This is a genomic window from Adonisia turfae CCMR0081 (assembly GCF_011009555.1).
Taxonomy (GTDB): domain Bacteria; phylum Cyanobacteriota; class Cyanobacteriia; order Phormidesmidales; family Phormidesmidaceae; genus Leptothoe; species Leptothoe turfae.
This window is the reverse complement of sequence record NZ_QXHD01000004.1, coordinates 6958140-6977868: the sequence shown is the minus strand read 5'-3', so window position 1 is coordinate 6977868 and position 19729 is coordinate 6958140. Positions and strand designations below refer to the sequence as shown.

Genomic DNA, 19729 nt, shown 5'->3' with positions numbered 1-19729 from the left:
TCAATCACAACTAAAAGAGGTACTCCTGCGGTGTTGACCTGTTCTAATAACTGGCTAGTAGTGCCCTGGGTGTCAACTAATACATAGCCTGCATACTGGGATAAATCCGGTTTTTTTTTGCTGGGCCAGCGTTTAGCGGGAAGGTTAGTTAGTTTAACTAAAGCAATATTTTCTTGATGGCTAAGGGTACCTGAATAAAAAATATCGCAATCGACATCGTAAGTAGCTGCAATCAATTGATATGCCCAGGCTGAAGACAGGGCATCGGGATCTGGAAAATCTTGAATTAAAACCAGCTGTCGGCTACCAGCATGGGTAATGAGCAAATGGCGTAATGACGCTGCGGGGCCATCGCTGAAATCCACGTTTGGCCTATAACTCGTGTGATTAGAAGATTTAAGCAATGCGTCTTGGGAGGCCATTCACAGAAAGAATTAGGTTGAAATCAGAGGAGAGCAGTGGGGGAATGTTCGGTCAATTAACCGGTAAGGCCAATGACATATTTACGCCATTCCTGATGGGCATCTCCACGCGTGTGGCGAGCAATTTCAAAGTAAAGGCTGCTGTGGGGCTTACGCGGTGTAATCCGCAGAGGCATTCTAGCCTCTTTTGGAGTTCGATTACCTTTTTTGACGTTGCAACGTACACATGCTGATACCATGTTTTCCCATACTTCTTTTCCACCGCGAGAACGAGGGATCACATGGTCTAGCGTCAGGCCATCACCTGCATAGCCACAGTATTGGCAGGTATGATTATCGCGATAAAGCAGATTCCGACGAGTTAAGGGGATTTCTTTGTAGGGAATGCGAACGTAGTGACGCAGTCGAATAACTGTGGGTAGAGGAAAATTCGCGTATATTGAGCGACCATTATGTTCCACAGTTTCGGCCTTGCCCTTAATAATCAGCACAATGGCACGTCGCCAACTTGTGATGTTCAAGGGCTCATAAGAGGCATTTAAGACTAGAACCTTGCTCATTGAGGTTCATATAAAACTTGTGATTTGATACTAACACAGGTCGCTTGAATGCCTTGGTTCTTGCGATACTGTGGCCGTGGTGTGCTTTTTCAGTAAAGGAGATGCAACATGCTGAGGTGGGAAGATACCCCAAGTGTTGCAGCCATGCGATGTTCGCGGGCTTGGGTGGAGATTAATTTGGAGGCAATCCACCATAATGTGCGCCAGTTTCGTTCATTATTACGGCCCACAACTGATCTAATGGCTGTAGTGAAAGCTGATGCCTATGGTCATGGTGCAATTGCAGTGGCTCGGACTGCTTTGGCGGCAGGGGCGACATGGTTAGGTGTAGCAACCGTGCCTGAAGGCATTGAACTACGGCAAGCGGGTTTAACCGCACCTATTTTGGTGATGGGTGCCTTGCATGATGCTGAGGAGGTAAGGGCGCTAGCTCGCTGGCAGTTGCAACCTACAATCGTCACACCTAAACAGGCGCTTGTGTTTGCGACAGCGTTAAGCGATGCTTGTTTGCCCTTGCCAGTACATATCAAATTAGATACGGGGATGTCGCGGCTTGGGTTTGATTGGCAGCGGGCATTGGAGTTTGTGGAGTTTGTTAGTGGGCTGCCTGCGTTACAGATAACAAGTATGTATTCCCATTTTGCAACAGCTGATGAACCGGATCCGACGGAAATGCGACGTCAGCATGAGCGTTTTGAGCGTGCGATCGCAACCCTTGAAATGCATAATCAACTCCCTGCACGCCTGCATTTAGCGAATACAGCAGCTACCCTCACCGATGCCGATGCCTTGCAGTACGATATGGTGCGCGTGGGTTTGGGGCTATATGGTTTGGCACCAGCACCGCATTTACAGTCGTTGCTTAACTTGCAACCAGCCTTAGAAGTTAAAGCGCGTATTACCCATATCAAGAAAATTTCTGCTGGTGCTGGCGTTAGCTATGGGCATCGTTTTGTGGCTAAACGCCCAATGACCATTGCCGTTGTAGGTATTGGTTATGCTGATGGTATTCCTCGTCAATTATCCAACCAGCTGACTGTGTTGATTGATGATCAGCCTGTTTGCCAGGTGGGTGCTATCACGATGGATCAACTGATGTTAGATGTGTCAGATATCCATGGTCTGACGGAAGGCGACATCGTCACATTGCTTGGAAATTCTACCTCCCACCAAATCACTGCAGATGATTGGGCCAATCGTATTGGGACGATTTCTTGGGAGATTCTATGTAGCTTTAAACATCGGTTGCCAAGAATTATGACAAGAAATCGCACTAGAAGGCTTTACCCCGCTGAAGATAGCTTGTTATAATGCAGCTCTGACCTTGGAGAGGTGGCTGAGTGGTTGAAAGCGGCTCCCTGCTAAGGAGTTATAGGGCGTAAGCTCTATCGAGGGTTCGAATCCCTCCCTCTCCGTTTTAATCTGGTAACTTCAACCTGATGGCTCGCGTTGTGGACAGCCCACAGTAAACGCTCTGAGCTTGCGTTTGGATGAGCAAATGAAAATAAGTGCTGAAATGTGAGACGTCCTGAGCGATCTACTACAAATTGTGCCGGTAAAGGTGCCCCCAACGCCTGGCCCGTACCATATTGGCGAAAAATACTGCAGCTAGAATCCACTAAAAGTGGCATCTCCAGCCCCAGATCCCTGTGCACGATTTTACTTTGACGCATGTCAGTGCTAGTGATCATGAGCACTTCCGCACCTAGCTGGTCAAACTTTTTGTAGGTTTCGACCATCGACATAATGTGTGGATAGCAGAAGGGACAGTACTGTTTTTCGGTAAAGATACGTGTAAACGCCAGAACGACCACTGATTTTTGGCGATAGCTAGAAAGTTTAATAGACGCTCTTTGCCCCACCATGGGTAGATCAAAATCAGGCAGAGTCTGGCCTACTCGAAACTTGCTAAATGCAGGTAGCGGTAAAAAATTCCTAAAAAAACGCTGACTAATGACCCCTCGAAAATCCGTGGAGGTCAGTTTGAAAGCTGCAGTCATTGATACCTAAAAGGTGAGATGAAAACGGTTAGCTGTCGGTTGGACGATGCACCTAAATCGAAGCAAAAAACTCTTTGGACTTCACAGGATCAGGCGTCATCGTTTTTTCGCCTGGCGTCCATCCTGCTGGACACACTTCATCAGGGTGTGATTGTACATGCTGAATTGCTTGTAAGACTCGCAATGTTTCATCGACGCTACGGCCAAAGGAAAGGTTATTGATGGTAGAGTGCTGCACAATTCCATCCTTATCAATGATGAACAAACCGCGCAGGGCAACACCAGCTTCGGGCTCTAGTACATTGTAAGCAGCGCTAAGCTCTTTCTTGATATCGGAGACCAGGGGATAGGACAAATCTCCCAAGCCACCCGCTTTACGCTCTGTCTGAATCCAAGCCAAATGAGAAAACTCACTATCCACTGAGGCCCCTAATACTTCTGTATTGAGAGCCGTGAATTCATCGTAACGGTCACTAAAAGCTGTAATCTCAGTAGGGCAAACAAAGGTGAAATCTAGTGGATAGAAAAAGAGTACAACGTACTGACCACGGTAGTCAGAGAGTTTAATCGTCTTAAACTCTTGATCAACTACGGCTGTTGCAGTGAAATCAGGAGCAGGCTGACCAACACGCAGGCATCCTTCCACCGGGGTACTCATCCGTTTGTCTCCAACAAAAATCTAGTTAACTAACATACCAGCAATACGGGCCTATTGCTCAGCTACCGGAGACTACTCAAAGCGCAGAGCAGAATGTAAACAACATTAAATTCCCCGAAAACCAGCGCATCGGTTTGGACTACTTGGTAGGGACTCCCTAACAAAGAGCGTATCAAGTGAGCGTAGCCTCTTTAGACTACCGCGATATATCAAATAAGAAAATAAAAATGGCTCAGACGTGATTTGAACACGTGACCAAGGGCTTATGAGTCCCCTGCTCTACCACTGAGCTACTGAGCCAGTTCAAGTTGCTTTACACACAGCAACTAATTAAATCTATCACGAAATGTCAAGAAACTACGTAGAGAATTGCAGCACTTACTAGTCTTTTTCCCAAGCAGGATAAGCAAGGTTTGTCAGCTCTACGTGTCGTTGTAAAAAGATAAGCCTTGTCTTACCATCAGTAAGACAAGGCTTGCTCAAAATCTTAACGCTAGCTAATTCGTCTTAACGGTTGGGCAGCATTGCCATCGGATTCACAGTGCCACGGTCTGGTAGATGAACCTCGAAATGCAAGTGAGGACCAGTGCTATAACCCGTACTTCCCATGTCGGCAATGTGCTGACCCTGAGCCACCCGCTGGCCTTGTCTAACCGTAATGCGGCTGTTGTGGGCATAACGAGTCAAGCTGCCGTCGGCATGACGAACGTCAACTAAGTTGCCATAACCGCCAGAATTCCAACCCGCTCTTTCAACAACACCATCAGCAGCAGAAACAATTGGAGTGCCAACAGGACCGGCAATATCAATGCCACGATGCATACGGCCCCAGCGCCAACCATAGCCGGATGTCAGGATGCCACGAGCTGGCCAAATGTAGCCGTTGAAGTAATCAGGTGTTTCTGGGAGATACTCATCTGCCGACGGCAGTATAGGCATTTCAGGGGAAACAACTTGACCTGTGGCAGGGCTAGAAGGAGAGACGTAAACGCTTGGATCAAGAGGGGCAGCTGCTAATAATTCAGAATTTTGAGTGGAACTGATATCAGAAGTTGCTCTAGCTTCCAAACGATTCCCAGGAAACTGTGGGTTGACTACAACATCATCAGCTGCCGGCAACGATTGCTTTAAGGCAATTTCATTATCGGACTCTAACGATGTGCTCAGCTCTGGGGCCAACTCTTGCGCTGAATTCACGTCAGCCAGGAGGTCAGCGGTATATGGATCTTCAACAGTGACGGATTCAATTGTGTCTTCAATCTCTTCACTAACAAGGTGGGGCTGGGATATAACAGAACCACCTTGACCACCACGTAAGCGCTGTAGGGTTGAAGACCCATTAATACGATTCTCAACCGTTGACTGTAGGCGACCTAGATGGGTGCCATCAAAATCGCTTAGGGAAGAGGATGCCGTTAATTCAGGAGAAGATTGTGTAATGGAAGAAGCTGCTTCAGAGATGATCAACTCATTGGCAACCTCTTCAGGAACATCTAGAGTATCTCCTGCCACAATGAAGTCAGGATCTTCTAAGCTATTTGTTGCAACTAGACTCTCAGACGTTATGCCCAATGAGAGTGCAATATCCTCAACGGTGTCACCAGGACGAACTTCATAACTGTTGAATGCCGTATCGGTGGCTTCTTCAAAATTTAAAAGTTTTGCTGCATCGCCTGGGGATGACTGTAATTCAATTGCCGAGCTGTCGATCATTGTAGATTGATCGCTAGATACCTGACTATTAGATGCCAACTGCTTGAGATCAGCTTGAAACCCATCAGAATGGGACACTATGCCAGCTGAGCGTAGAGAGACATCACCAGTTAACTCTTCGGAGGCAACAACGGCTGGCTCATCAACCTCGTTTACCAGCTCAGACTGTGTGGAACTTCTATCAACACTTGAAATACCTGCTACCAAACGCTCTAGATTAGGTGCTTGAGCTTGGTCACCCGAATTTTTCTGGGCCCCTGGTAGTAGAGAAACTAGGGTCGGCTGAACTGATTCCTCATTGGGAACCTTAATCACTTGACCTACCTGAAGTGTTGTGTCAGGGGATATGCGGTTTGCCAGCTTGATATCCTGAACTTCAACATGGTGCTCTTGGGCAATCTGCCAAAGGCTATCTCCTTGTTGAACCGTGTGATATACAGCATGACCATTCATTACAGGTTGCTCCGAATGGCCGTGGAGCATAGATGGCAACTGGGGTGATTCGCTTGAATTTGCTGACGTTGCGATCGCAAAAGATCCAACCGCTGCAGTTGCTTCACTATCAGCGAATAAAACTCCAGATGCACCAAATGAGAGTGCAAGTCCCAGCATAGCGGCAGACTTTGATCTGCCAGCGTTTCCAGACGGAGCTTGCTCAGAAACAGTATCCATGTCGGAGAAACATGAATGACTTACTTCAGACTTGGGCTCCTGAAAATTTGCTCGTTTCAAGGAATAACCTCCTAAATGACCGGCGTTCAACTGTTCGAAACCAACTTGTCCCTATGCAGTTGCCCGATAGTAGGCCGTTGACTACAAGTTGAATCAGGTAGATGAGGCACGTGCACAGAGCAAAAATGCCCATAGCAAGTGAGCACCTTTCGTACCCAACTTAGGCAAGTTTACACGACTTAATCAAAAGATCAATCCTGTACCAAACAAGTTCCATCGTATTCTCCAAAATCAACATGAAATTGAATTTGCGATGGATTTTTATCTCAATAAGGCGTTAGGACTGCTTTCCGGAATTCTGCGAATCCTTTTGTAGAAAAGCGTTTAAGCGATTCTAGTGATATCACCTTAGAAAGTATTGACGGCACAAAGTGTGCCTAAGAGACTTGCCCGCGATTTGTTAGGTATAAATGCTCCCAATAGTCTTATTTTCTAGGATTCCCAGTTCTTTCGGGAACTTGATCTGGATTGGACCTTTGTGATGACTGTAGCGCTATAGAAAATTTTTATCGCAGGAATGGTTGATTTGTATCTGAAATGACTGTCTTGAAGCAGGTCAATACAGGAGAAGAAGTTGTTTGACACTCCACTCTGAGCCTTGCCGCACCTTGCTCATATGAGATTGCAGCTCTTAGACCTGGCAGTAAATTCCCTATGACTTGGCAGTTATTCTCCCTGAAATGAGCTCTATATATCTATGAACCCATAGATATATAGTCTGATTGGCTATGACAACTAGATGTGCAATCTCTCTATAATATTTCTGTACCTAAGCAGTGGGAGACGATAAGTAATTAAGCTGTCGTAAGGCCTCGAAAAGCCCAATGGCAGCACTTACTGAAAGATTAAGACTACGGACGCTATCGTGCAGCATGGGGATTTTGGCAGTTTGCTCACAGGTCTCTAGCAGTGATCGAGGGAGTCCTTCACTCTCGCTACCAAATAATAGCCAATCGTCTTCTTGATACTTAATCTCTATGTAGCTATATGTGCTTTTGGTCGTAAAACCAATGAGACGGCCACCTATTTGCTGTTGATATTGCCCAAAACTATTTAGATCTGGATGCACTTGCAAATTAACGTGAGGCCAGTAATCTAAGCCCGCTCGCTTGAGATATCGATCACTGAGTTCAAATCCCAGGGGTTCTACTAAATGTAGTTCAGTGGCCGTTGCGGCACATGTGCGGGCAATATTACCTGTATTTGGTGGAATTTCTGGGTTAACAAGGACAATTTTGGGCATTGACATAACTCTATGTGGTGCAATTGATTATTTTTCCTGGGCTTTTTTATACCCAGATGCCTATTTTGCATCGCCTTTATATAGGAGTTACTAATCAATCGATCTCACTTCTTGGACGTAGGCATTTTTTTATGTCCTGACCTATGAAAAATCTAATGTTGCTAGCGCTCCATAGCATTGACTAATCGATTGGCTATTAAGCTATAACTCTAGGTTTTTATAGAACCAGGTAGATGATTATGGGGGATTGGGGCCTAAACTGGCTGACATAAATCGCTTTGTAACGCTTGCTCCTGACGTTCCATAATTTGAATGGTTTGGGCCATTACTTGAGCAACATCCAGACCAGTGTCTACTTGTTTGAGCCAATTCTGCGCCTGGTTGCCTTCCCTTAGGATTTGTTTGATAGGTGTCAGAAAACAAGCAATACCTTGAGCTTTCGCAATGGGTAGGACTTCGTTATAAATCTGTGTGATCCAATCAGTGGTATTAATGGGCTGGCCATCGTACCAATGTTGTAACTCTGCATCTAGACTGGCTTTTGCCACAGCTTTTTCATTGGCTTCAGTAATTGAGAGCAAATCGTCATGACGATTGTGACTAGGCAGTTGGCTAGAGACGAGGGGATCCAAATTTGGATCTTGCTGTAGTTGGAGAATACGTGATTCTAGGAGAGCTGTGATTGCCAATAAGTGAATTGGGTCAGTTACCAGGTCTGAAATTCTAACTTCGAGGCGATTGAGTTTATAGGGACGGCAGTCTCCATTGGGGCGTACAGAGTTCCAAAGGTGACGAACGTTTTTCATGGTGCCTAGTTTGAGCTGTTCTTCTGTCCATTTAATGAAGTGCGCATGGCTCTCAAAGAGAGGGACATGACTAGGCGTCTGGGGAAATACATGCCAGCGACTAGAGTGATAGCCGGTCACTTGGTTGTCGAGGAAAGGGGACGATGCACTCAAGGCAAGAATTAAAGGGGCTTCAACCCGAATGAGCCGACAAGCTCGCATTAATACTTCAGGATCGCTAATACCCAGATTGATATGGATACTGGCAGTAACTACATTGGTTCCGTAGGTTTGCTCAATGTAGGCATGGTAAGGATTTTTCGGATCAGAACGAGAGAAAATCTGGCTATTGCCAGTAGCTAAGGTGCTCCCAGGAAGAATGGTATAGCTGGGGTCAAGAGTTTTGAGAAACTCCCTCAACCGTCGCCGGGGCGTAACGAGTTCACAGAGTAACTGATCATAGTGCTGCAATGGAGGGGTCGTGTATTCAACGTTACGACTATCTGGCTCGCGAACAAATCCGCTCAGGGATTTAACAATTTTGTCTGACAGACCGATGATTGTGCCATCGGTGTGGCCAGTATACATTTCGACTTCAAACCCTTTTGACAGCAGCACGATGTTACTCCGATGTAGGCAGATTGCAGTTGTCGCAATAATTGCACCTGTCCATCTTAAAGGCTGAAGAGTTGACTGGAGCGGATGCTTTGTAATGGGCTTTGTTGGTTAGAGCTGATTTGATGTGGGGAATGTGGCCCTAATCGATGTGTCCTATGTCCTATACATAGTGACAACAAAATTGAGCATCATATATACGGAGAGTACATGGGAAGGAAAAGTCCATAGATATGCAGAGGGGAAGTCGAATAGATAGCTATTTATCTAGATGGCACTATCTATTATCTATATAAATAACCTGTAGGTTTTTCGGTGCGGATGTAATTGATGCTGTAGTTGAGAACATAGGGTTTTGCTTGGATAGCAGGTGGATACTTGCTCTTTGGCTGGGTATTCTACCAAGGACAGTCTTTGTTGTAGCCCAAGCATCTATATATATATGAGATCCATCTATATATATAGATGAGATATATGGGTTAATGCAGCGGTTGAATGTTTGAGCTTTCGGAGCCACTCTTCAAAGAAGGTTTTTCTTTTGTAGATGTAATTATCAAGGATAGATAGGTTAAGCTACTAGGAATACATACCTAGTTACACATCTGCTGTTTTACGGGTTTGGTTTACTGTGAATCGGGATATTTTAGCGTTTACTTCTGATGCAGCGATGGATGACGATTCTGTGATTCGTCTTAGTGATGATGCCTGCCAGCGAGTAAGTGTCAAAACTGAAAAGTTTGCCCCTCGACAGCGCAAAATTGTGGCATCCGTCGCGATTCCACGCTCACTTGAGCAGGTATGGAAAATTTTGACCGATTATGAAAAGCTTTCAGATTTTGTCCCTAATTTGACTAGTAGCCGCTTATTACCGCGATCTGATGGTGGTATCCGGTTAGAGCAAATTGGGGCTCAATGTTTTCTCAACTTCAAGTTTTGTGCGCGTGTCATTTTGGATATGACGGAGCATTTCCCCCGAGAAATAGGATTTTCGATGGTGGAAGGTGACTTTAAGAAGTTCATCGGTAAGTGGACCTTGCAACCTGCCCTTTTAGGGGAGCAGACTGCGACTATTTTGTCCTATGAACTAATGGTTCAGCCACCTTTGGCGATGCCTGTTCAGTTGATTGAGCATCATATTTGCCATAATCTAACGCAAAATCTGATGGCAATTTGCGATCGCACCACAGAGCAATTTGCCTAACAGCGTAGCTTTTAAGAGCGCCTAAACGCCCACTGCCTCAGGGGAGCTAGTGGGCCGCTTATTTTGTTTTTAGAGATCAAGCGTTGGTAACCGTTCCCTTTGTTCCTCTGTCATTAGACAATTCCAATCTGGGATTCTAGACTTTGCCTCTACTTGAGCCGCTTGGTATTGCTCTGCTGTTGGGGCATTTAACCAACCTGATTTGGCATAGTAAAGCTTGGCAAGAAATTCTCTCAAGATATGTCGACGCCACATCGAAGACTTAACCTTGACCGGATAAGGTACCACTTCAAAGCCAAAGCTACGATAAACCATCGTTGCCCGTGCAATGTGCAGATCGTCCGTCACGAGTAATATCTTTGGTTTATCCGCTGAGATCTCGATGGGCGGCATCAGCATCTCAGTATAAAATGCATTTTCCCACGTACTGCGGGAGCAGGCTTCACCACTAATACTAGCGGTGGGTATTCCCATATCCTTCGCTAAATCTATGATTACTGGAGCATCCGTGACGCCGCTGACAAAAAACAACGGAGCCCGTTCTTCTTGCCATAGTTGCACAGCTGCAGTTGTTCTATATTCAGAATATTGTGGCCCTCGACCGAGTACAACAATGGCATCGGCTGACTCACCAGTGTCTGGGCGAGCAATTATAGTTTGTAGGGTTTTATTGATCCACCAAGGAGATAATCCAAGGGTCGCTAAAACGGCCACTATCCACAATATGAATTTGTTGTTGGCTGGGGAATGAAAAACGTTCTGACAAGTTTGACAATGGTAAGTATGGCGACGTTTAAACTTAGCTTTGTGCTTTTGAATTGAGGGACTTGTGCAATTGGGGCAATCCATGTGGGGAGGGGAGCTATGGTATGACCCTTATCCTAATAATTAATAATTTGTTGCATATGTAAACAAAACAAAGAAAAAGGATGCGCCAATAAAGTTTTTGGCACATCCTTTTTTTTTTATACCCCCAGGGGAATTCGAATCCCCGTCGCCTCCGTGAAAGGGAGGTGTCCTAGGCCTCTAGACGATGGGGGCGTGTTGCCCTTGCGTGACCGCGTTGGCCTTTATAAATATACAAATCTGAGGGAATAAATGTCAAACGTCTATTGGGATTTTTTTTATGCTGCTCTATTTCGCCTGTAATGTCTTTCTTTAAGAGGGGGTTACGCTAATTTACGGGAATTACGTAAACGGATAAGCTGGCGTCGCATTTCTGGAGAGGCCTCTAAGGCTTTTATTTGATGAATATCTATTTGAGATTCCAAAGATTCCAAATAGTCATCATCACCATAGGTGTAGGCATCCACTAAAGCTTCTATCAGTGCACTACTATCACGTTCGTCGATAGCAAGCTGATCTTCAATAATGCGAAACTTTAGCCGGACCTCACACTCGTATATATTGACGCTGTTGTTTTGGGCAGGTAGGTCAAAGGACATTCCCATCAGTTCAGTTGAGGTGTGTGGTTAAAATACAAAATCTAGACAAGGTTCATATGATGTCTTGTTATCAAGTTTGTCTGATGTGCTAATAGCCAATGTTGTCTTCAATGGTAGATATTTAAATGAATCCCAGTTTTCTACATTTACTAACGGCTTTCGGTTGTTGGTGTTTGGAGTTTATTAAAAAAATAAAAAATAGTTAAGCGCATTGATTTTGACCGACTTATAAAAATCAATCTTGTCTAGGGATATAGATTACTTCTAGGGCTGAAAAGCTTTTTTTGAAAGCCCTCTGACGGTTGTCTTGAATTTTTATATTGAGTTCTATTGATTTCTAATCTATGTGTTTTAAATGGATTTTGATGGTTGTTTGATTGTTTTTTTTGTTTGTGATTTTTAAGGGATATATCAATATGTCTGATTTCAATCAAACATTGTTCAATTTACCTGAAAAACGATGGTTGCCTTTTCCCTGAGCGTCAGCTCCCATCTGCCTCTAACAGATCGTGGGAACCTATATACGCTTAGTAATAATGTGATTCAGGATGTATAGATTTGCCGATATGCTAGCGACCTCGGACAGCGTAAGATAGTATCGTTTGTCAGTGCGGCATAATTTTGCCGATGCGCTTTTGAATCAGCCTGCCCCACCTAATTCAAGTATGGAGCCTTTGACACGTACTCAAGTGCTAGTTGCGATCGCGGCAACAGCCCTTGTACTGTTTGTCATTGCTCGCTTTTGGCTCTTGTTTGATTCAGTAGAACAGTTACCCAGTCAGTTGGGTATTTATCCGATTGGGCTAGGGGTGCTTTTGGGGATGGGTATCACCCTGGTTAGCGCCATACTCTATTGGGCGTGGCCGAGGTATCGACATAGTGCCGAAGTTTACTTGGAGTACATTCTAAAACCTCTGGCTTTGCCAGATGTACTCTGGTTAGGCTTACTGCCTGGTATTAGTGAAGAACTGCTGTTTCGGGGAGTGATGTTACCGGCCTTTGGCGCAAATTTAGCAGCCTTAGCACTGTCGAGTCTTTGTTTTGGGTTACTACATATGAGCGATTTGCGGCAGTGGCCGTATATGTTGTGGGCCACTTGCGTCGGTGGAATATTAGGCTACAGTGCTATAGCGAGCCAAAACCTATTAGTGCCAGTAATTGCCCATGTATTCACTAACATGGTGTCTAGTTTAGTTTGGAAGCTCAAAGCTTCTGATTTAGCTACCCATTAAAAAGTTTTGGATTTTGGTGTCTACCTCAAACCCGCAGCCATTGAAGTCGGTTGGTTTACCTGATATTGACCAAATACTGGGATTGGCCGTGTTCGATGCTACTGGACTACCTCGCGATTATTTCATTACGCCGCAGCACGAAGATACTGAATGGATTCAGCTAGTCTTTCAATCTTTGGGGCTACAGCAGTTGATAGCATCAACTATGGGGTTGTCGATGTTTAGTCATGCCATGATTCGTACTAAGGTTGGCAATATCGTTCTGATTTGTTGCGATCGCAGTTATATTGCCGTCTTAATTAAGCGTGCTTTGCCTCAAGAACGTCCACAGATCGAAGAAGCCTGGGTGGATTGGATTCAAGACTTTGAGGCTAATGTTGTGCGCACACACCCTAACTTCAGAGCGGTTTAATGTCTCACATAGGTTAAACGCCCGTCTTTAATTTGGACCACCGGATGGTTTGATGAGCGTACTAGCTGTTCATCATGGGTGGTAACAATCACCGTAATGCCAATAGAGTTGAGCTTTTCTAAAATTTTAATCACTTGGCGGGAATTATCTCCATCCAAGTTGCCAGTGGGTTCGTCGGCCAGTAGCAAAGGGGGGGTGCTGACCACTGCACGGGCAATGCTAACCCGTTGTTGCTCTCCTCCAGAGAGCTGATCTGGAAAGCAGCTAGCTTTATGTTGCAGGCCAACCATTCGTAGGGTGGGCCGTAAACGGCGATTGATTTCCCTACGGCTATAGCCCTGTGCCCAAAGTACAAAGGATACATTCTCTGCAACGGTGCGGCGAGGAATGAGCTTATAGTCCTGAAAGACAATACCGATGCGCCGACGCAACATGGCCAGCCGGTTTCCTCGCAGTTTAGCCAGGTTTTTGTCATCCACCAGAATCTTGCCTGATGTGGCCCGCTCTTGGCCATAGAGCAATTTGAGTAAGGTGGATTTGCCAGCCCCCGAAGGCCCAGTCACAAATAGAAAATCGCCCCGTTTGATCTGGAGGTTAATATTCCGTAGCGCTTGACTGCCGTTATCGTAGACTTTGTTAACGCCAGTCAAGGTGACCAGGGGGGGATGGGCACTGTCAGTTTTAGTCTGCTGTGGTTGCTGAGTTCCTTGCAATGTTGCCGATGTCGCCTGAAAGGCTGCATTACGCCTAGATTGTGCATCCGGACGACGACGGCGAGGGTATTGTGTCTTGGGCGGAGTCACGGCGGATGTCATAGGGGCTTTGCGTTGAATGGGGACAGAGCTTACTCGCAATGCATGGGCAGTACTTTTGTCTCTGTACAAGGATATAGGTAATGGGACAAATGTCCAGTCCCTTGACAACTTTTATTGGATTGTTTCGGTGAATTGTTAAGGGGCATTCTATAGAGCGCCCCTTAACAATTAATTTTGGCAATGATCTTGGGCATCACACTCGTCGATCTAAGTCATAGCCTATAGAACGGAATACAAACTTAGGTAAGGCCAGCATTCTCCGCCAACGCCAGGGTTCTTGATAGAGTCGGTAAAGCCACTCAAGATTGTTGTTGCACATCCAACGAGGAGCTCGTCGCTTCTTACCTGCCCAGATGTCAAAGCTGCCACCAACACCGACCCAAATTGCGTTGGGGCAGAGCTGACGGTGGTTTGCAATCCATATTTCTTGGCGGGGGACCCCCAAGCCTACAAAGATCACACTGGGCTGTAATTCCTGAAGTTGATGCTGAAATCCTAACTGCTCTGTTTCCGATAGATAGCCATGCTGCGCGATCTCAATATTCAAGTCAGGGAACAGTCGTTGCCAATGTTCAGCCGCTGCTGTGGCCATGCCAGGCGAACCGCCATAAAAGACGACAGTTTCTGTAGCGTGGAGTTTTTTCAATACGTCCACAGCAAATTCGATGCCGGGGTAACGTTTTAGAGGATGGCGTTGAACCCACTGAAAATACAGCTTAACGCCTGCTCCATCAGGAATTACCAGCGTGGCATTTTGAATGATTTGCTGTAAATCAGCATTGGCCTCTGCCTGAATACACATTTCTGCATTCAGGGTAACGACATGGCCACCACCACCTGAACGCAGGTGCTCCATGAGCCAGCCTACATAATCGGTACTTTGATGTACCGGTAAGCCCATAACAGATAGCTGTTTGAGTGGGCCAATAACAGGCGCGGGAGTGGATACCATGGACTCAAAACGAGGAAACGATTCGATGGAATAATGCCACGCATACCGTATATCGGTTTGCCTAAAAATGGCAAGAGTTATCCTGCTATCTCCCCTAGAAATCTTCTTCTTCGTATTCGATGACTTTTTTCTTTTGAGGAATGTTTAAAGGTTGGGCTTGATATGGCTCCTCTTCCGGGATGGCCTGTTCCATGGGAGGACGGGAGGGTTGTTCAAGCTCCAGCCGTTGAGGTGGTGCCGCTTCACGACGAGGGGCGGGAGCTTCTTGTTTGAGCCCTGAGGGCAATTGATTGCTGGCAGATGTGGGCATGATATAGCCATCATCCTCTCGTTCCCAGGGGGCTGAGCCTAAGCCAAGACGTTCTAGGAGCCCGACGCTGATCTGTTTCAGTTTTTCCTCTGAACCTTCAAAAACAATAATGCGGTCTGGCCCAGTGCTCACAATCTCTTCAACAGGTAGCTCGTAAGAACTAATCACCTGGTCTGGAATCTGGGGTAATCCCATGGACGCAATCACAAGGGATAGCAGTTTGCCACTGACCACATCAAATTTGAAGCCACGGACACGGCCCAGACCTTCACCTGACTCAGTGATGACTTCGCTTTTGACCAGATTGGTATAGTTGGCCACACTAATGTCATCCTCGATGACTGAATCATCATCAACTAAGATGACATCGCCAATTTGACGAATGCTGCTCAGCAACATGATCTGTTCTGGCCCAGACACCACTTTAGATAGGATGTTATCCCGTAGTCCCAAAGCAACCACTTCGCCACCTTCACCTCGACCTCGGTCTATATCTACCCACAGTTGACTCACTACCCCCAGACGACGGCCTGTAGAACGGGTAATCACTTGGGTGCCAATCATGTCGGAACGCAGCCGACTTTGCTCAAAACTCATCGTTTGGGGTCTACTGTGTGGTGTCTATAGGGTCTGCTTAACCAGCGTGCATGTTTCTTAATTGACAGAAGCGTGCTTCATCACATTACACCCTATGCATCGATTTTTTGACAGTGTGTGAAACCGTATTGGATTTGTAGAGGCGTCCCATGGAACGCCTCTACAAATCTATTTACCCTCCGGCGGAGGCCCGCTGCAGGTTAATCCCCAGTACCTGCGTGTAGGCTCCTCTAGCTTGAGTTACGCCGATGGTGCGTTCGGCAGACTCGATCATGGGGCGTCGAAGACTAACGACCATAAATTGTGCCTGTTGTGCCTGGTGACGAATCATTTTGGAAAGGCGTTCGACGTTGGCACCGTCTAGGAACATGTCCACCTCGTCAAAGGCATAGAAGGGGGAGGGACGATAGCGTTGTAGGGCGAAGATAAAACTGAGGGCAGTGAGGGATTTTTCTCCACCCGACATGGACGCGAGCCGACGAACGGGCTTGCCCTTGGGGTGGGCAACTAGATTTAATCCACCATTAAAGGGATCTTGGGGATCGTCGAGCTGCAGATAGCCATCTCCATCAGAGAGTTGCGCGAAAATGGCTTGGAAGTTTTTGTTGACCGCTTCAAATGCTTCTTGGAATGCGTGACGACGCAGAGTGGTGAAGTTTTCAATACGCAGTAATAACTCTGTACGCTCTTCTTCCAGGGTGGTGAGCTTATTGGTTAGTTCTTCCAAACGTTCTTGAGTGCGTTCATATTCCTCAAGGGCTAGCATATTGACTGGCTCCATAGCCTCAAGGCGACGCTGCAGGGACTTGAGCTGTTTTTGCAACGTTTCTAACGTCAGGTCTTCAGGAATCTCAGGCAGCGGGCTTGGGAGTTCAGCCTGTTTGGTTTCGATGGCTATCTGTAGCTCGTTGAGCTGCTGCTGTCGCTCTTGCTGAGTTTCGCTGAGTTTTTGTTGCTGCCACTCTAGCTGCTGTAGCTGGTTGCGTTGTTCCCGTAGTTGATGTTCTTTGCGATCGCGTTCCGCCTTCTCACCTGCCAAAGTCTTATCTAGCTCGGCCAGGGCTGCTTGGGTAGCAATAATCTCTTGCTTCAGCTCTGCTTGCTGCTTATTAATCTCTGTCTGTTGATTAATTTGACCCTGTTGCTGTTGACGGCCTTGTGCAAGGCTTTGCTGGTTGGTTTGAATTTTCTCCTGTAAGCGTTGGCGTTGAGCCTCTAGTTCGTTCTGTCGCTGCTGGGCGATTTGTAATAGCTGTTGACGCTCTGTCAGTTCGGCTTCTAAGGCTCGCACTTTACCCTGGGCCTGTTGCCATTCGCTATGGGTTTGGGATTCCTCTAAAGCCGTCAGTTCTTGGCGCTTTTGTATCAGTTGTCCTTCCTGTTCAGGAAGAGCGGTTTCCAACTGCTGCAAACGCTGCTGGGCAGCGGCATATTCAGATTGATATTGCTGTCGCTGCTGCTGTGCTTTTTCTAGACGTTGCTGTAGTTGCTGTTGCTGTTGCTGGGTTTGGGTGTTTTGTAATTGCTGTTCGCGGTAGCTTTGGCGGGTTTCGATCAATGTCTGAGATTGGGCTTTGACCGTGGCATCGGCCTGGGCAAGGGCGCGATCGCAACTCACTAAAATCCGCTCAATTTCGTGCAGCCGTTCTCGTAAGGCTTTCGCTTCTTCAGACTCTCCAGCTTCAACCGTGCCAAAATGTAGTCGACCCTGACGCCGCAGGCTACCGCCGGTCATCGCGCCGCTGCTTTCTAACACTTCACCATCCAGGGTGACCATGCGAAACTTTCCGAGATGGCGGCGCGCATCGTCGAGACGCTCAAAAACAGTGGTGTTGCCAAAGACAAAGGCAAACACTTCTCGGTACATGTCATCGCATTCAATCAGGTCGACAGCGTAGTCGATAAAGCCATCGGGGCGTTCCCATCGCCCTAACCTTTGCCCCCGAGGTGCGCGGATAGAGTTCAGCGGTAAGAAGGTGGCTCGACCAGCGCGCTTGCGTTTAAGAATGTCGATGCCTCGGGCGGCAACGCCGTCATGTTCAACGACCAAATAACCCAATCTTGCTCCAGCGGCAATTTCTAGCGCGGTTTGATATTTAGGATCTACACGCCCCAATTGGGCCACTAGACCGCAAATACCGGTCAGACCGCTGTTAATCAAAACTTCCGTAGCCTGGGTCCCACGGGTTTCTTGGAGTGCCTGCTCCTGGGCTTCCAGCTTGTCTAACTCTCGCTGCTGTTCTCGTTGTTCCCGTAGTAATCGGTCACGGGTTTCGCGGTGGGTCTTAAGCTCCTGTTCAGCTGTTGCTACAGCCTGCGCTAGGGTCTGAATTTTCGTTTCTGTGTTGGAGAGCTCAGGGTCTGCGGTTTGAGGGGTAGCGCTGAGCTCAGCTTCCAGGTTCTGAATTGCAGTGGTTTGAGCCGTGATCTGGCTCTGCAGTTGATTTAGGCGTTCCTGTAGTCGTACCTGTTCAGCGCGCTGAGGTTCCAGTGCTTTGAGCAGCGCTTCTACTTCGCGACGTAGGTTTGTTTGAGATTCGACCCAGGCTTGGGAGGCAGTTGCGATCGCACTCGTAGCTTCTCGGCTTTCCTCCACCGCCTGAGCTGCCCGATCGCGCTCAGCTTGAAGCTGCACTATCTCATTAGTGGTGAGAATATTCAGCTGCTGACCCAGGGACTCTAACTCTTGACTGCGCTGTTGTAACTCAACCTGGGTGGCTTGAAGTTTAGCGGCTAGCTCCCGTGTCGATTGGCTGAGGCTCTGCTTCTGACGTTCAAGCTGCCGCGACTCCGCCTCTTGCGTAGCAAGTTTAGACTGCAGCGCTAAATGCTCATCTTCGCCCAGAGCTTTGACTTTGGTATTAAGTACATCTAGTTCAGCGGCGGTGGTTTCAATTAACTTGACCAGCGTGAGGCGCTGTTCAGCCAATTTAGTAGCCTTTTCCTTGCCTTGGCTAATCTGGCGCTCTAAATTATCAGCTTGTTCCTGTTGTTGACGCCACCCTAAAACCGCTTGCCACTGGGTCTTTTCCTGGAGTGTCGCTTTGAGTTGCTTATACTTTTCAGCCTTTTTACGATCTTGATCAAGCCGTTCTAGTTGGTCGATTAATTCTCGCTCCACAATGCGAAAGCGTTCTTCACGTTCCCGCACCATATCAAGCTTGAGCTTTGCCTGGTCAATTTTCCGATCAAATGATGCCACCCCTGCCAGTTCATCGATAATTTCTCGACGCTCGCGCCCCTTCATCGAGATGATGCTGGTAACGTCCCCCTGTAGGACTACGTTGTAGCCTTCAGGATAGATGCGAAATCGTTGTAACTGTTCATGCAACTCAGTCAGGGTGCAGGGCTGGCCATCAATAAAATAATTTGATGTGTAAGTGCCTTGGGCTGTGACCCGCAGGCGACGAGTCACGCTCCATTCTCGCGGTAACGGAACCACATTATCAGGGGCACTAGCATTACTGGCCTGCCCATTGGCTTCGGCACCATTCTGATGAGCTGGAGTTGTGGTTGACACTACCGATAAGCTTGGATCTGTCGAGCCCCCATTATCGGTAGCGTTGATGTCTGGTTCTAAATTTGTTTCAGGACCTTCTGTATCGTTAGGCTCTTGAGCTTCCTGCTCTGGATTTGTGGCCTCTACCGAATTCGCTGCTGTATCTGAGTTGTCATGGATGCCACTTTCTTCCTCTTCCATCTGCCGATCTTGAGGATTACTGTCGTCATCACTTAAAAGTTCTGGCGGGATATCGCTGATGTCAAACGTGACTGTGACGCTGGCTTCTGATGTGGAGCGTCGACTGGCATGACTTTGGTTAACCAGATCTGGCAAGCGCTCAGCTCGCATACCCTTAGAACTGGCTAACCCTAAGCAGAATAGAAGTGCATCAAGGATGTTCGACTTTCCCGAACCATTGGGTCCAGAAATAACGGTAAAACCCGGTAACAGAGGGACCTGAGTCGTACCTCCAAAAGATTTAAAGTGGGAGAGTTCAACTCGCTTTACATGCACAAAGCAAACGCACTCGAACTAG

Annotated in this window: 17 protein-coding genes and 3 tRNA genes; 5 read left to right on the top strand and 15 right to left on the bottom strand. The window is 47.0% G+C overall.

The window, feature by feature from the left end; translation table 11 throughout:
• Positions 1–422 (bottom strand): DHH family phosphoesterase (locus DXZ20_RS33655; protein WP_431732094.1); only part of this gene is annotated, 422 nt, incomplete at its 3' end.
• A gap of 56 nt (positions 423–478) precedes the next feature.
• Complete coding sequence (locus tag DXZ20_RS33650) at positions 479–982, bottom strand: HNH endonuclease (RefSeq protein WP_163661226.1); 504 nt, start codon at positions 980–982, stop codon at positions 479–481.
• A gap of 108 nt (positions 983–1090) precedes the next feature.
• On the opposite strand from DXZ20_RS33650, the gene alr reads away from it, so the two are divergent.
• Together alr and DXZ20_RS33640 are read left to right on the top strand one after the other, a co-directional pair.
• Positions 1091–2293: an alanine racemase gene (gene alr, locus DXZ20_RS33645; RefSeq protein WP_163703005.1), complete on the top strand. Its 1203-nt coding sequence runs from the start codon at positions 1091–1093 to the stop codon at positions 2291–2293.
• Positions 2294–2308: 15 nt separating this feature from the next.
• Positions 2309–2397: transfer RNA gene (locus DXZ20_RS33640), tRNA-Ser, on the top strand.
• Here the strand turns inward: DXZ20_RS33640 and DXZ20_RS33635 are convergent.
• From DXZ20_RS33635 to gshA, 6 genes are all read right to left on the bottom strand, one after another.
• Positions 2368–2982: a peroxiredoxin family protein gene (locus tag DXZ20_RS33635; RefSeq protein ID WP_163703004.1), complete on the bottom strand. Its 615-nt coding sequence runs from the start codon at positions 2980–2982 to the stop codon at positions 2368–2370. The two genes, DXZ20_RS33640 and DXZ20_RS33635, sit on opposite strands and share 30 nt — an antisense overlap.
• A 52-nt stretch (positions 2983–3034) precedes the next feature.
• On the bottom strand, positions 3035–3640 hold the full coding sequence (locus DXZ20_RS33630; protein WP_163661220.1) for a peroxiredoxin: 606 nt from the start codon (positions 3638–3640) through the stop codon (positions 3035–3037).
• Positions 3641–3868: 228 nt separating this feature from the next.
• A tRNA-Met gene (locus DXZ20_RS33625) sits at positions 3869–3940 on the bottom strand.
• 207 nt (positions 3941–4147) lie between these two features.
• Positions 4148–6085 carry a peptidoglycan DD-metalloendopeptidase family protein gene (locus tag DXZ20_RS33620; protein ID WP_163703003.1) on the bottom strand — a complete coding sequence of 646 codons (1938 nt, stop codon included), beginning with the start codon at positions 6083–6085 and terminating at the stop codon, positions 4148–4150.
• A 769-nt stretch (positions 6086–6854) separates the two neighbouring features.
• A complete protein-coding gene (locus DXZ20_RS33615; RefSeq protein ID WP_163661743.1) occupies positions 6855–7328 on the bottom strand; it encodes a tRNA (cytidine(34)-2'-O)-methyltransferase in 474 nt (157 codons plus the stop codon).
• A 254-nt stretch (positions 7329–7582) separates the two neighbouring features.
• On the bottom strand, positions 7583–8731 hold the full coding sequence (gshA, locus tag DXZ20_RS33610; RefSeq protein WP_163703002.1) for a glutamate--cysteine ligase: 1149 nt from the start codon (positions 8729–8731) through the stop codon (positions 7583–7585).
• A gap of 664 nt (positions 8732–9395) precedes the next feature.
• Between gshA and DXZ20_RS33605 the strand changes: the two genes are divergently transcribed.
• A complete protein-coding gene (locus DXZ20_RS33605; RefSeq protein WP_250564828.1) occupies positions 9396–9929 on the top strand; it encodes an SRPBCC family protein in 534 nt (177 codons plus the stop codon).
• Between the two features lie 69 nt (positions 9930–9998).
• Here the strand turns inward: DXZ20_RS33605 and DXZ20_RS33600 are convergent, their stop codons facing one another.
• The 3 genes from DXZ20_RS33600 to DXZ20_RS33590 all read right to left on the bottom strand — a co-directional run bounded on the left by DXZ20_RS33600 (position 9999) and on the right by DXZ20_RS33590 (position 11380).
• Positions 9999–10643 carry a YdcF family protein gene (locus DXZ20_RS33600; RefSeq protein WP_348918746.1) on the bottom strand — a complete coding sequence of 215 codons (645 nt, stop codon included), beginning with the start codon at positions 10641–10643 and terminating at the stop codon, positions 9999–10001.
• A gap of 254 nt (positions 10644–10897) precedes the next feature.
• Positions 10898–10970, bottom strand: a tRNA-Glu gene (locus tag DXZ20_RS33595).
• A 128-nt stretch (positions 10971–11098) separates the two neighbouring features.
• A complete protein-coding gene (locus DXZ20_RS33590; protein ID WP_006517234.1) occupies positions 11099–11380 on the bottom strand; it encodes an Npun_R1517 family heterocyst differentiation transcriptional regulator in 282 nt (93 codons plus the stop codon).
• 629 nt (positions 11381–12009) lie between these two features.
• Between DXZ20_RS33590 and DXZ20_RS33585 the strand changes: the two genes are divergently transcribed.
• Entirely contained in the window at positions 12010–12606 is a 597-nt protein-coding gene (locus tag DXZ20_RS33585; protein ID WP_431732010.1) for a CPBP family intramembrane glutamic endopeptidase, read from the top strand.
• A gap of 16 nt (positions 12607–12622) precedes the next feature.
• Positions 12623–13018, top strand: a complete 396-nt coding sequence (locus tag DXZ20_RS33580; RefSeq protein ID WP_163661209.1) for a hypothetical protein — start codon at positions 12623–12625, stop codon at positions 13016–13018.
• Here the strand turns inward: DXZ20_RS33580 and ftsE are convergent.
• The 4 genes from ftsE to smc form a co-directional block, all read right to left on the bottom strand.
• Entirely contained in the window at positions 13015–13833 is an 819-nt protein-coding gene (ftsE, locus tag DXZ20_RS33575; RefSeq protein ID WP_163702999.1) for a cell division ATP-binding protein FtsE, read from the bottom strand. The genes DXZ20_RS33580 and ftsE overlap by 4 nt on opposite strands.
• Before the next feature lie 193 nt (positions 13834–14026).
• On the bottom strand, positions 14027–14785 hold the full coding sequence (locus DXZ20_RS33570) for a WecB/TagA/CpsF family glycosyltransferase (RefSeq protein ID WP_163702998.1): 759 nt from the start codon (positions 14783–14785) through the stop codon (positions 14027–14029).
• A 94-nt stretch (positions 14786–14879) separates the two neighbouring features.
• A complete protein-coding gene (locus tag DXZ20_RS33565) occupies positions 14880–15692 on the bottom strand; it encodes a PRC-barrel domain-containing protein (protein WP_163661203.1) in 813 nt (270 codons plus the stop codon).
• A gap of 172 nt (positions 15693–15864) precedes the next feature.
• Positions 15865–19707 carry a chromosome segregation protein SMC gene (gene smc / locus DXZ20_RS33560; protein WP_163661202.1) on the bottom strand — a complete coding sequence of 1281 codons (3843 nt, stop codon included), beginning with the start codon at positions 19705–19707 and terminating at the stop codon, positions 15865–15867.
• Positions 19708–19729 lie beyond the last annotated feature (22 nt).